Here is a 12845-nt window from a genome sequence, read left to right as displayed (position 1 = left end):
TCGGATTTTTCTCGTCAATGCTTAAGGTCACAAGGCTCCGCATTATCAGCATCAGCGGGCTCCTACACCTACCCTCTGCCCTACCTTTGCACAAAGCATTTTCATATTTTCAGCATACCACAGACGTTTGTTTTTGCTGTTGACGCCCTGCATAACATATTAGAGCAATCGTTACACACCTAAAAAAGATAAAAATAAATCAGTTATCGCTATCCTGGCACTTTTTGTACTTTATCATCCTGCGCATCAGGCACGAATATTCATTAACTGCTATTAATTTAATATATTCATTAACAGGACCACCCCCATGAAAAGATGCTTACTCGCCCTGGCGTGCGTCGCGCTGCTGACGCCCTCGCTTTCGGCGCAGGCGACCTGGCGCAGCGACCAGCGCCAGGACGCTCGCGATATCCGCCAGGATAGCCGCGAGCAGGGCCGTGAAACCAAGCAAGAGTGCGTCAGAAATAATAATCAAAGCAACGCCAGCTGCCGTCACGATAAGCGGGAAAACCGCCGCGAAGGTCGTCAGGAAGCCCGCGACGAAAAATGGTAAGTCAGCCTGCTCCGGTGGATATCAGATCGCGGACTTCTGCCACCGGAGCCTTTAACACCGCCTGCGACGCCGGACCGTCGCGTCTGTCCCCTACCTGCTCTTTATTCTTAGCTCGCAGCAGAATATTACCCACACCAGTCTGCAGCCTATGCCTCTCTTATACCCACCGCCTGATATCACCGCTTCCGCCGATTACCGCCCGCGCTCCCACAGCACCATTAAGATTAAGCTCAACCCGTTAAATAAGACGTAAAGTGCCCTCACAGAGACAATGGCTATTATCCCCAGGCTTTTTGCAGTATGGTTTAATCTCTGTTGTAGTTTTGCAGTGAATGCTATCCAGACGGTTCAAGGTTGTATTCTGTCTGAGAAATTACTCATGCCATTCCCGTCGCTGAGATACGGGAGGCCGGCTGGCTGACGCCGTGCCGCCCCAACTGCCGGGAAATAAATCATGACGGCATTGATGGCCGCCTTGCCGTGGCCGGAAGCCAGTGCCTCCATCATCAAGCGGGCATCATCAAGAGGATCAGGGATGTACAGGACGTGGAAACCTCCAGGAAAGATTCGCCAGTTCAACCAGCTAACCCTTTCTTTACCCTTCAGCATACGGCGTCTTATCGCTGGGGATGGCGATAGCCCATGATACCGCATGCTCCCGTAGCAAATAAAAACGTTATCAGCACGCTGTTTAAAAATAAAAAGGCAGTCGCATTTAACAATGACCTGACGCAGGCCTGGAAAGCGTAATATTTGCCTGCCATAAAAGGGAACACTATGACGAATAACGCCGAGATTAAAAAAAGGAACTTCCTGACTCAGAATGAAATCGAGTCACTACTTAAAGCCGCCGATAGCGGTCCCTATGCCGCACGTAATTATTGCCTGACGCTGCTGTGCTTCATCCATGGTCTGCGCGCCAGCGAGATCTGTCGCCTGAGAATATCCGATATCGACCTTGCTTCCCGCTGCGTTTATATCCATCGGCTAAAAAAGGGGTTTTCGACCACCCACCCTTTGCTGAATAAAGAGATCCACGCCCTAAAGCGCTGGCTGGCCATTCGCAACACCTGGCCGCAGGCCGCCAGCGAGTGGCTGTTTCTCTCCCGCAAAGGCAATCCCCTTTCCCGCCAGCAGTTTTATCAAATTATCGCCTCCTCTGGCGACCAGGCGGGATTGCCGCTGGAGATCCACCCGCACATGCTGCGCCACTCCTGTGGCTTTGCGCTGGCCAATATGGGTATCGATACCCGTCTGATCCAGGACTATCTCGGACACCGCAATATTCGCCATACCGTCTGGTATACCGCCAGCAACGCGGGACGCTTCTATGGTATCTGGGACAATACGCGCGACAAACAGCGCCTGTCGCTGCTTCAGTAAGCCTGACGCCACGGATGGCGTTGTACCGCGTTGCGGGGAAATTAAATAGCAATAAATTAACCCTCAGTTAATTATGATTACTGTTCCCGCAAGTTCTTATTTAATCCTGCGGTCTCATCGTTAAATTGACCCTGTATTAATTCCGGTTTTGCCGTGATTCTTTATTGTTGGCTAAAAATCCATCCCGCTATTTTTTTAAAATCTACCGAGTGAAAAATCCCTTTTATTTTATGCACATGCTATAAAACCCGAGCAGATCTATTGTGACCTTGCTTAAAATCTCTAAAATTAAGAATTATCGCCAGGCGATATTTTGACTGGCTGTAAATATAATATGCTATCTATACGTGGTTAATCGCCTTCACCTTGTACCGTTCTTACATTACGGATCTTTTCCGTCATGGCGTATGGTTTCGCCATGACGACCCCTCACCTCTTTTTCAGGAGTAATTATTGTGAACCGACGTCGTTTTCTTACCGCCAAAGAAGTTCAGGCTATGATGCAGGCCGCGCGTCAGGGCGCCACCGGCGAGCGGGACTACTGTCTCATCCTTCTCGCCTTTCGCCACGGGATGCGCATCAGCGAACTGCTGGATCTGCACTATCACGATCTGGATCTACGGGAAGGCCGGGTCAATGTGCGGCGGTTGAAGAACGGTTTTTCAACTATTCACCCGCTGCGCTTTGATGAACGTGAGGCCATTGAGCGCTGGAGTCAGGTCCGCGCCGGCTGGAAAGCGGCGGCCAAAACCGACGCGCTTTTTATCTCCCGTCGCGGGACCCCGCTCTCACGCCAGCAGGCGTATCGTATTATTCGCTCCGCCGGGGAAAAGGCGGGTACCGTGACGCAGACCCACCCCCATATGCTGCGTCACGCCTGCGGCTACGAACTGGCGGAAAGAGGTACAGATACCCGTTTGATCCAGGATTACCTCGGTCATCGTAATATTCGACACACGGTACGCTACACCGCCAGCAATGCGGCGCGTTTCGCTGGAATATGGGAAAGAAATAATCTTATTGGAGAAAGCATTGCAGAATCGGGAGTTGATACAACTGATTGAATTTAATTAAAAAAATAAACCGTGAACAGGTCAATTGGGGCCAAACTGTTTATATCATAAAAATGTTTTGACATATTTTGCAACTCACCACGCCATATTTCTGCAGAAAAATTATTAACTACATGTTTTTAATATATTTTTAAAGCGTCAATTACGCACTTTTCCCCACCCTGCCCTCCCGTTGCATTGGCGCGCCTTCGCCAGCGGTATCTCTCTTCCTTTCGCACTCTCGCTAACATCACCAGATTAAATAACCAATAAAACCACATTAAACAGATTTTAATACCGAAAAACAGGCAAGATTAAACAACGAACAGATCGTTTATCTCAACGAGTCAAAATGGCCCCAATTGTCTCATCGGTTGGGCGAAAACTGTGCAGAGCCGGCAGCCAGACCACTCGGCTGAAATCTGAAATGCCTGGAAGGCACAACGGCTGCCAATCCGGTTCGTTATTTCGACATCGTTCAAAGGAAAACAGTATGAAAATCAAAACACTGGCAATGATTGTTGTGTCAGCCCTGTCTCTGAGCTCCGCGGCGGCCCTGGCCGATACCACCACGGTTAACGGCGGGACCGTCCATTTTAAAGGGGAAGTCGTTAACGCGGCCTGTGCGGTGGATGCCGGCTCTATCGATCAAACCGTCCAGTTGGGCCAGGTGCGTTCCGCGAAGCTGGCCACGGCGGGGAGCACCAGTTCGTCCGTTGGTTTCAACATTCAGCTGGATGATTGCGACACCACGGTAGCAACCAAAGCGTCCGTCGCCTTCGCCGGTACGGCCATCGACAGCAGCAATACCACCGTTCTGGCGCTGCAAAACTCTGCCGCCGGCAGCGCGACCAACGTCGGCGTGCAGATCCTCGACAACACCGGCACGCCGCTGGCGCTGGACGGCGCCACCTTCAGCGCAGCCACCACGCTGAATGACGGCACCAACATCATTCCGTTCCAGGCACGTTACTACGCCACTGGCGCCGCGACCGCCGGTATCGCGAACGCTGACGCCACCTTCAAAGTGCAGTACGAGTAAGGCAAACATCAGGCAAGGAAGCCATCCGGGCCAGGAGGGCCCGCGCTTAATTTTGCAACCGGGGTGAAACGATGCAGGGAATGAAATCGGGTCTGCTACTGCTGCTGCCTCCGCTGGCGCTGGCCGGTAATCAGTGGAACGTCACGCTGCCGGGGGGCAGCATGCGCTTTCAGGGCCTGATCATGGCCAGTTCCTGCCGCGTCGAAGCCGGCGATCGGCAGATGACGGTCAATCTGGGACAGATCAGCAGTAACCGATTTCACGACGTGGGCGAAGACAGCAACCCGATCCCTTTCACGATTCATTTACAGGATTGCAGTACGGCAGTCAGCCAGCATGTCGGGGTGGCATTTCACGGCGTGGCTGACGGCAAAAACCCCGACGTGCTGTCGGTGGGTGAAGGCCCGGGGATCGCCAGCGGGATCGGCATCGCGCTGTTCGACAGTCACGGCCAGCAGCTGCCTCTCAATCGTCCGCCGGATCGCTGGGTGCCGCTCTACCGCGGACCGACGACGCTAAATTTCGTCGCCAAATATCGGGCGACCGGACGCCAGGTCACCGGCGGCGCGGCCAACGCCCAGGCCTGGTTCTCATTAACCTATCAGTAATCAACCCGCAGACCAGCAGGACAACACCGTGAGCAGACAAGGAGATAATGTGAGAAAAACAGCAACGACGATACGCGGCATACTGACGGGATGTGTGCTTTTCGCCGCCGGCGCGTTGAGCGCCAGCGCGCACGCGGGCGTCGCGCTGGGCGCGACTCGGGTCATCTACCCGGCGGGTCAGAAACAGGTCCAGCTGGCGGTGACCAATAACGACGACAACAGCACCTGGCTTATTCAGTCATGGGTGGAAAATGCCGATGGGCAGCGAGACGGCCGGTTTGTTATCACTCCCCCGCTGTTTGCCATGCAGGGCAAAAAAGAGAATACCCTGCGCATTATCGATGCGACCAATAACCAGCTGCCGCAGGATCGGGAAAGCCTGTTCTGGATGAACGTGAAGGCTATTCCCTCAATGGATAAATCGAAGCTCAGCGACAACACCCTCCAGTTGGCGATTATCAGCCGCATCAAGCTCTACTACCGACCGGCAAAACTGACCCTGCCCCCGGATCAGGCGGCGGACAAGCTGACCTTTAGCAGCAATGGATCGTCGCTAACGCTGACGAATCCTACCCCTTATTACCTGACGGTGACCGAACTGAACGCCGGAACGCGCATTCTGGAAAACGCCCTGGTGCCGCCGATGGGTAAAACCAGCGTCAAGCTGCCTGCGGATGCCGGCAACACCATCACCTATCGCACCATTAACGATTACGGCGCGCTGACGCCGAAAATGAATGGCGTACTGCGTTAAATCTGGTGTGCCCCGCCGCGCGGGCCACGCTGCGCATGACCAGAAGCACTGACAGCCGGGCAACGTCGGACCGGAGGGATTATGTCACATCGAAAATATGGACTGGACCATGGGGGTCGCCGAAGCGCCCGGCGCCTGATTACGCCGGCGCTGACGCTGTGGCTCTGCTCACAGCCGTTCGCCGCGCAGGCGGACCTCTATTTTAACCCCCGCTTTTTAGCTGACGATCCGGCGGCGGTGGCAGACCTGTCGGGATTTGAAAAAGGCCAGGAGGTCCCGCCGGGCACCTATCGCGTCGATATTTATCTCAATAACGGCTATATGACCACCCGGGACGTCACTTTCCAGGCCGATGCCCAAGGCAATGGCCTGTCGCCCTGCCTGACCCGCGGCCAGCTGGCGAGCATGGGGGTGGATACCGGACGGGTGACGGGCATGGCGGCCCTGGACAGTACGGCCTGCGTGCCGCTAACGACGCTCATCAGCGAAGCCACCACCCGCTTCGATGTCGGCCAACAGCGCCTGTATCTCACCGTACCCCAGGCGTTTATGGGCAGCCACGCCCGCGGGTATATCCCGCCGGAGCTATGGGATAACGGCATCACCGCCGGGCTGGTTAACTATAACTTCACCGGCAACAACGTCCATAACACCACCGGGGGCAACAGCCGTTACGCCTATCTGAATCTGCAAAGCGGCCTGAATTTCGGCGCCTGGCGCCTGCGCGATAACAGCACCTGGAGTTACAGCAGCGGCGGCAGCGCGTCATCCAATGAGAACCGCTGGCAGCACGTCAACAGCTGGCTTGAGCGGGACATCATTTCCCTGCGATCGCGGCTTACCCTCGGGGATAGCTACACCAACGGCGATGTCTTCGACGGGATCAACTTCCGCGGCGCGCAGCTGGCCTCGGATGACAATATGCTGCCGGACAGCCAGAAAGGCTTCGCGCCGGTGATCCACGGGATCGCCCGCGGCACCGCGCAGGTGTCAGTCAAACAAAACGGCTACGAAATCTACCAGAGCACGGTGCCGCCGGGGCCGTTTACCATCGACGATCTCTACGCCGCGGGCAACGGCGGCGATCTGCAGGTCACCATTAAAGAAGCGGATGGCACCCGCCAGGTCTTCAGCGTGCCCTGGTCAACGGTGCCGGTGCTGCAGCGCGAAGGCCATACCCGCTTCGCCCTCACCGCCGGGGAGTACCGCAGCGGCAACAACCAACAGGAAACGCCCGATTTTTTCCAGAGCACGGCCATGCATGGCCTGCCGGCCGGCTGGACCCTGTACGGCGGCACCCAGCTGGCGGACCGCTATCGCGCCTTTAACCTCGGGGTGGGGAAAAACATGGGCTATTTCGGCGCCTTATCGCTGGATATCACCCAGGCCAACGCCACCCTGCCTGACGACAGCGAGCATCAGGGACAGTCGGTGCGTTTTCTCTATAACAAGTCACTGGATGAGACCGGCACCAACCTGCAGCTGGTGGGCTACCGCTACTCCACCCGCGGCTACTATAACTTTGCCGATACCACCTACCGCCGGATGAGCGGCTACAGCGTGGAAACCCAGGACGGGGTTATCCAGGTGAAACCCAAATTTACCGACTACTACAATCTGGCTTACAGCAAGCGCGGTAAGGTGCAGCTGAGCGTGACCCAACAGCTGGGGCGCACCGCCACCCTCTATCTGAGCGGCAGCCACCAGACCTACTGGGGCACCGACGATGCCGATGAGCAACTGCAGGCCGGCCTCAACGCCGCCGTAGACGATATCAACTGGTCGCTAAGCTACAGCCTGACGAAAAATGCCTGGCAGCAGGGGCGCGATCAGATGCTGGCGGTCAACGTCAATATCCCCTTCAGCCACTGGCTGCGTTCCGATAGCCGTTCGGTCTGGCGGCACGCCAGCGCCAGCTACAGCCTGTCGCACGATCTCAATGGCCGCATGACCAATCTGGCGGGCCTGTACGGCACCCTGCTGGAAGACAATAACCTCAGCTATAGCGTGCAGACCGGCTATGCGGGCGGCGGCAACGGCGACAGCGGGAGCACCGGCTATACCGCGCTCAACTACCGCGGCGGCTACGGCAACGCCAACGTCGGCTACAGCCGCAGCGATGGTTTCAAACAGCTCTACTACGGGGTCAGCGGCGGCGTGCTGGCGCACGCCAACGGCATCACCCTGAGCCAGCCGCTGAACGATACCGTAGTGCTGGTGAAAGCCCCCGGCGCCGGCGGCGTGAAGGTAGAAAACCAGACCGGGGTACGCACCGACTGGCGCGGGTATGCCGTCCTGCCGTATGCCACCGAGTATCGCGAAAACCGGGTCGCGCTGGACACCAATACCCTGGCCGACAATGTCGATCTTGACGATGCAGTGGTCAGCGTGGTGCCTACCCATGGGGCGATCGTCCGCGCCAGCTTTAACGCCCAGGTGGGAATGAAGATTCTGATGACGCTGACCCATCGCGGCAAACCGGTGCCGTTTGGCGCCCTCGCCACCAGCGACAGCAACCAGAGCGGCAGCATCGTCGCGGATAAAGGTCAGGTCTACCTCAGCGGGATGCCGCTGGCGGGCAAGGTGCGGGTGAAATGGGGCGATGGCCCGGACGCCCAGTGCGTGGCCGATTATCGTCTGCCGCCGGAGAGCCAGCAGCAGTCGCTCAGCCAGCTGTCCGTCGCGTGTCGCTAAGGAGATGATGATGAGAACACCGCAGTTTCTGCTGAGCGCCCTGCTCGCTCTGTTCGCGCCGCTGGCCTTCGCTGCCGACAGCACGATCGCCATCAGCGGCTATGTGCGCGACAACGCCTGCGCGGTGGCCGGAGAGTCGAAGGATTTCACCGTCGATTTGCAGGACAACGCCGCGAAGCAGTTTTACGCCGTCGGGGCGACGACCCCGCCGGTGCCGTTCCGTATCGTTCTATCGCCCTGCGGCACTTCCGTCACCGCGGTGAAGGTCGGTTTCACCGGCGTGGCGGACAGCGTCAATACCAGCCTGTTAAAACTCGACGCCGGCGCCTCGGCGGCGGCGGGAATGGGGGTGGACATTCTCGACCAGCAGCAGTCCCGGCTGCCTGTCAATGCCCCGTCGTCAGCCATCGCCTGGACCACGCTGATGCCGGGCCAGACCAACATCCTGAACTTTTACGCCCGTCTGATGGCCACGCAGGTGCCCGTCACCCCCGGGCATGTCAATGCGACAGCAACATTCACCCTGGAATTTCAGTAAGTGGAGGCTGAAATGAAATGGACCCACGTGGGCTGGCTGCTGGCCGGCCTGTTAACCGCGAGCCCTTCCCTGCGGTCGGCCGACGTCACCCTTACCGTCAACGGGAAGGTGGTGGCCAGACCCTGCACGGTCTCCACCGTCAATGCCACCGTCGAGCTGGGCGATCTCTACACCTTCAGCCTGATTGGCGCAGGCTCGGCATCGGCCTGGCACAGCGTGGCGCTGGATCTCAGCAACTGCCCCGTCGGTACCTCACGGGTGAAGGCCACCTTCAGCGGAACGGCGGACAGCACCGGCTATTACAAAAACCAGGGGACGGCGGGCAATATTCAGCTCGAATTGCAGAGCGAGGATGGCACCACGCTGAACAATGGCAGCAGCCAGTCGGTACAGGTGGATGAGGCCAGCCAGTCAGCCCGCTTCCCGTTGCAGGTCAGGGCCCTGTCGGTCAACGGCGGTGCCACGCAAGGCACCATTCAGGCGGTGATTAACGTGACCTATACCTACGCCTGAGCCAGGAGAGCATCATGATGAAAAAAATTATCCCTTTATTCACCACCCTGCTGCTGTTGGGCTGGTCGATGAACGCCTGGTCCTTCGCCTGCAAAACAGCCACCGGCGCGACGATCCCCATCGGCGGCGGCTCAGCCAACGTCTACGTTAACCTGACCCCGGCGGTCAACGTCGGGCAAAACCTGGTGGTCGACCTCTCCACGCAGATTTTTTGCCATAACGACTATCCGGAAACGATCACTGACTACGTGACCCTGCAGCGCGGATCCGCCTATGGCGGTGTGCTGTCAAGTTTCTCTGGCACCGTGAAATATAATGGCACCTCTTACCCCTTCCCGACCACCACGGAAACGGCGCGGATGATTTACGATTCCCGGACCGATAAGCCCTGGCCGGCCGTCCTGTATCTGACGCCGGTCAGCACCGCCGGCGGGGTGGCGATCACCGCAGGATCGTTAATCGCGGTGCTGATCCTGCATCAGACCAACAACTACAATAGCGACTCCTTCCAGTTCATCTGGAATATCTACGCCAATAACGACGTGGTGGTCCCCACCGGCGGCTGCGATGTCTCCGCCCGCGATGTCACCGTCACCCTCCCCGACTACCCGGGCTCCATGGCCGTGCCGCTCACCGTGCACTGCGCGCAGAGCCAACAGCTGGGGTATTACCTCTCCGGCGCCACCGCGGACAGCGCTAACGCGATCTTCACTAACACCGCCTCCGCCTCGCCGGCGCAAGGGATAGGCGTCCAGCTTACCCGCAACGGCAGCGCCGTGCCGGCGAACAGCACGGTCTCACTGGGCACCGTCGGAACCTCGCCGGTCAATCTCGGCCTGACGGCGACCTACGCCCGGACCACAGGCCAGGTAACCGCCGGCAACGTGCAGTCGATCATCGGCATTACCTTTGTCTATCAATGATGACCGAGTACATCCTCTCTCCCTGCTCGCTGGCCGCCCGTGGGTTGAGCCAGCTGATGCACAACGCGGGGAAGCGGCCCGTCGTGCTGCCGGTGGAGGGCGTCTCTCTGCGGGAGCTGGCCGCGGTGAAGCGGATCGTGGTCTTTCTTCCTGACGATCCCCTGTGGATGCTCACCACACTGCGCCAGGCGGCCAGGCTGCTCGACCAGGCATCACGCCCGTTGCCGATGCTGATGCTTAGCCGCAGCCCGGCCATCTGGCTGTGGCGAACGCTGCTTTATCAGGTGAGCCATCCGGATCGTTTGCGCAACGTCCATGCCGCTCCTGCCGACCTCCCCTGCGCGCAACTGATCCATCGGCTGAAGAACGCGCCGCGGCTTGAACGCCTTGCCAGTGAAGCCGCCCTGATCCACCGAAAACGGGCCGCCGGTTTAAGTCATGCCGAGCTCAAAGCGCTCCTCGCCCTGCTGCAAGGGCAGACGATAGGCGAGCAGTCGCAACGTCTCGGATTGAGCCAGAAAACGCTCTACGCTCAGCGGCTGGCGGGGGTGAAAAAGCTGGTGGAATATCACCCGCATCTGGCCCCTCGCTTTCCGCACAGGCAGCCGCCTCGTTCATCAGCAAACTCACGGTCGGCATTTGTACAGGCATGAGGGGAAGCGATGAGTGACTAAAGGCGTGGATTCGCTGGCGAGAGAAAAGCGCACCGGTTTACACCGGTGCCGGTACGTCAGGCGCGAATATCGTCGTATTCACGGGTGTTATCGAATTCATGTTTGGCAAACGGGCAGAGAGGAATAATCTTCCGCTGCTCCTGGCGCATTTTTTCCACCACCTTCGCCACCAGCTGTTTCCCCACCCCCTGGCCTTTCAGGCTGGGATCGACATCGGTATGTTCGATAATGCTGAGGTGTTCGCCGGTGGGAACAAAAACAATCTCCGCGACCTGGTTACCCTGCGCGTCGTTAACATAAAATTTGTTGTGCCCTTCCAGTATTTCCATCTTCTCCTCGCTTATTTATGACGATATTGCAGCGCGCCGCTCGGGCAGGTATCGATCACCTTCACCACCGTCGCGACATCTACTTCATCCGGGATGATCCACGGCTTACGCTTGAGATTGAACAGCTTCGCGCTGCCGCGCACGCAGTTCCCGGAATGCTGACAGATCGCCGTATTAAAGTAGACGTCGATTTTCTCCCCGGTGTAGGCCCGGTAGCCGGCTTCCAGTAATTCCTTATCCATGACATTGCCTCGGTCTTGTTTCATGACTTTCAGGCTAAGCATAGTCCTCCGCTTGACGGCTGACTATGCGCAAGTCGGTAATGGGCGTGAGGAGAGCGATTTGGCGCATCCTCCCCCTCTCCCGGCGCGCAAGGATCCCGCAGTCAACGAACGGTTGACTTTCATTCCCGCAACGAGGCGATTACACTCATGACACACTGGTAAGAGCACTCAGGGATGTTCCATTGAATCATATTGCCACCATAGCCCGCCCAGCGCGGCTACTGCTCGTCTTGCCGCTGACCGGCTGCTCACTCTCACCAGCGATCCCGGTACTGGGCGCCGCATTCCCCGGCTGGTTTTTCTGCTTGTTGGGCGGGGCGTTTTTACTGATCCCCTGCCATATCCTGATTACCCGTAAAGGCTGGCAGCCTCGCTTTTCTCCCCTGGTCTTCAGCTATGTCGCGCTGATGTTCCTGTTCGCCACACTGCTGTGGTTTCTGTTTTTTGTTCACTGATCGCTTATGACTACTTCCCGCACTCCCCTGTTACGCAAGAAATGGCCTCTGCTGGCGCTGGTCCTGGCCGCCATCCTGGCACTGATCCTGGTTATCTGGCAGTTGCAAACGTCGCCAGAGACCAATGACGCCTATGTCTACGCCGATACCATCGATGTGGTGCCCGAGGTCAGCGGGCGCATCGTGGAGATGCCCATTCGCGATAACCAGCGGGTGAAAAAAGGCGATCTGCTGTTCCGCATCGACCCCCGCCCCTATCAGGCGATGCTCGATGACGCGAAAGCGCGGCTGACGACCCTCGACGCGCAGATTATGCTGACCCAGCGCACCATCAAAGCGCAGGAGTATAACGCCCAGTCGGTGGCGGCCGCCGTCGAGCGCGCCAGAGCGCTGGTCAAGCAGACCACCTCCACGCGCATCCGCCTTGAGCCGCTGGTGCCGCAGGGGTTTGCCTCGCAGGAAGATCTCGATCAGGCGCGCACCGCCGAGAAAGCGGCGCGGGCGGAGCTGGAGGCCACGCTGCTGCAGGCCAGACAGGCCTCGGCGGCTGTGACCGGCGTGGATGCCATGGTGGCGCAACGCGCCGGGATCCTGGCGCAAATCGCCCTCGCCGAACTGCATCTGGAATTCACCGAAGTGCGCGCGCCGTTCAACGGCGTGGTGGTGGCGCTGAAAACCACCGTCGGCCAGTACGCTTCGGCGCTGAAGCCAGTCTTCACCCTGCTGGATGACGACCGCTGGTATGTGATCGCTAACTTCCGCGAAACCGACCTGAACAACGTGCACCCTGGGGTGGCGGCGCGCATCACCGTGATGACCAACCACAACCGGACCTTTAACGGGGTGGTGGATTCGGTCGGCTCCGGCGTCCTGCCCGAAGGCGGGAGCGTCATCGAAGGCCTGCCGCTGATCCAGAAAAGCATTAACTGGGTCCACGTCTCGCAGCGCTTCCCGGTGAAAATCGCCGTCAGCGATCCCGATCCGGAACTGTTCCGCATGGGCGCCTCGGCCAGCGCCGTGCTGCAGCCGTAGCCGGGCGACGC

Annotated in this window: 15 protein-coding genes and 1 pseudogene; 13 read left to right on the top strand and 3 right to left on the bottom strand. The window is 58.3% G+C overall.

The features are described 5' to 3' along the window. The first annotated feature begins 307 nt into the window (after positions 1-307). On the top strand, positions 308-553 hold the full coding sequence (locus ACLEXF_RS16505) for a hypothetical protein (protein WP_043520897.1): 246 nt from the start codon (positions 308-310) through the stop codon (positions 551-553). Between the two features lie 348 nt (positions 554-901). Here ACLEXF_RS16505 and ACLEXF_RS16500 read toward each other — a convergent pair whose 3' ends face one another. After that, positions 902-1162 carry a hypothetical protein gene (locus ACLEXF_RS16500; RefSeq protein ID WP_017899261.1) on the bottom strand — a complete coding sequence of 87 codons (261 nt, stop codon included), beginning with the start codon at positions 1160-1162 and terminating at the stop codon, positions 902-904. A 168-nt stretch (positions 1163-1330) separates the two neighbouring features. Here ACLEXF_RS16500 and fimB point away from each other — a divergent pair, with 168 nt between their 5' ends. The 10 genes and pseudogenes from fimB to ACLEXF_RS16450 all read left to right on the top strand — a co-directional run. Next, entirely contained in the window at positions 1331-1936 is a 606-nt protein-coding gene (fimB, locus tag ACLEXF_RS16495) for a type 1 fimbria switch DNA invertase FimB (protein ID WP_004205366.1), read from the top strand. 455 nt (positions 1937-2391) lie between these two features. Beyond that, positions 2392-3000 carry a type 1 fimbria switch DNA invertase FimE gene (fimE, locus tag ACLEXF_RS16490; RefSeq protein ID WP_004205365.1) on the top strand — a complete coding sequence of 203 codons (609 nt, stop codon included), beginning with the start codon at positions 2392-2394 and terminating at the stop codon, positions 2998-3000. A 481-nt stretch (positions 3001-3481) separates the two neighbouring features. Continuing rightward, positions 3482-4030 carry a type 1 fimbrial major subunit FimA gene (gene fimA, locus ACLEXF_RS16485; protein ID WP_004205364.1) on the top strand — a complete coding sequence of 183 codons (549 nt, stop codon included), beginning with the start codon at positions 3482-3484 and terminating at the stop codon, positions 4028-4030. A gap of 71 nt (positions 4031-4101) precedes the next feature. Next, on the top strand, positions 4102-4638 hold the full coding sequence (locus tag ACLEXF_RS16480) for a fimbrial protein (protein WP_004205362.1): 537 nt from the start codon (positions 4102-4104) through the stop codon (positions 4636-4638). A 70-nt stretch (positions 4639-4708) separates the two neighbouring features. After that, positions 4709-5392, top strand: a complete 684-nt coding sequence (locus ACLEXF_RS16475) for a fimbria/pilus periplasmic chaperone (RefSeq protein ID WP_407259981.1) — start codon at positions 4709-4711, stop codon at positions 5390-5392. Between the two features lie 81 nt (positions 5393-5473). After that, a complete protein-coding gene (locus ACLEXF_RS16470; protein WP_407259596.1) occupies positions 5474-8086 on the top strand; it encodes a fimbrial biogenesis usher protein in 2613 nt (870 codons plus the stop codon). A gap of 10 nt (positions 8087-8096) precedes the next feature. Further along, complete coding sequence (locus ACLEXF_RS16465; protein WP_201357547.1) at positions 8097-8624, top strand: fimbrial protein; 528 nt, start codon at positions 8097-8099, stop codon at positions 8622-8624. A 27-nt stretch (positions 8625-8651) separates the two neighbouring features. Then, entirely contained in the window at positions 8652-9137 is a 486-nt protein-coding gene (locus tag ACLEXF_RS16460) for a fimbrial protein (protein WP_072500825.1), read from the top strand. A gap of 17 nt (positions 9138-9154) precedes the next feature. Beyond that, complete coding sequence (locus ACLEXF_RS16455; protein WP_407259980.1) at positions 9155-10060, top strand: fimbrial protein; 906 nt, start codon at positions 9155-9157, stop codon at positions 10058-10060. Further along, a pseudogene (locus ACLEXF_RS16450) lies at positions 10057-10707 on the top strand (EAL domain-containing protein); the annotation flags it as partial. The gene ACLEXF_RS16455 and the pseudogene ACLEXF_RS16450, both read left to right, overlap by 4 nt. An 83-nt stretch (positions 10708-10790) precedes the next feature. Here ACLEXF_RS16450 and ACLEXF_RS16445 read toward each other — a convergent pair. Next, entirely contained in the window at positions 10791-11063 is a 273-nt protein-coding gene (locus ACLEXF_RS16445; RefSeq protein ID WP_002916201.1) for a GNAT family N-acetyltransferase, read from the bottom strand. 11 nt (positions 11064-11074) lie between these two features. Next, positions 11075-11305, bottom strand: a complete 231-nt coding sequence (gene yjdI / locus ACLEXF_RS16440) for a 4Fe-4S mono-cluster protein YjdI (protein ID WP_004205354.1) — start codon at positions 11303-11305, stop codon at positions 11075-11077. Positions 11306-11529: 224 nt separating this feature from the next. Between yjdI and ACLEXF_RS16435 the strand changes: the two genes are divergently transcribed. Together ACLEXF_RS16435 and mdtN are read left to right on the top strand one after the other, a co-directional pair. Beyond that, a complete protein-coding gene (locus ACLEXF_RS16435; RefSeq protein WP_004205353.1) occupies positions 11530-11802 on the top strand; it encodes a YtcA family lipoprotein in 273 nt (90 codons plus the stop codon). A 6-nt stretch (positions 11803-11808) separates the two neighbouring features. After that, the gene (gene mdtN, locus ACLEXF_RS16430) at positions 11809-12834 is read left to right on the top strand and encodes a multidrug transporter subunit MdtN (protein ID WP_004205352.1); all 1026 of its coding nucleotides are present in this window, start codon (positions 11809-11811) and stop codon (positions 12832-12834) included. The last annotated feature ends 11 nt before the right edge of the window (positions 12835-12845 follow it).

Origin of the sequence: Klebsiella pneumoniae complex sp. WS1778 (assembly GCF_049472055.1) — a bacterium.
Taxonomy (GTDB): domain Bacteria; phylum Pseudomonadota; class Gammaproteobacteria; order Enterobacterales; family Enterobacteriaceae; genus Klebsiella; species Klebsiella quasipneumoniae.
The sequence above is the reverse complement of the archived record's forward strand: the minus strand, read 5'-3'. Positions and strand labels throughout refer to the sequence as shown.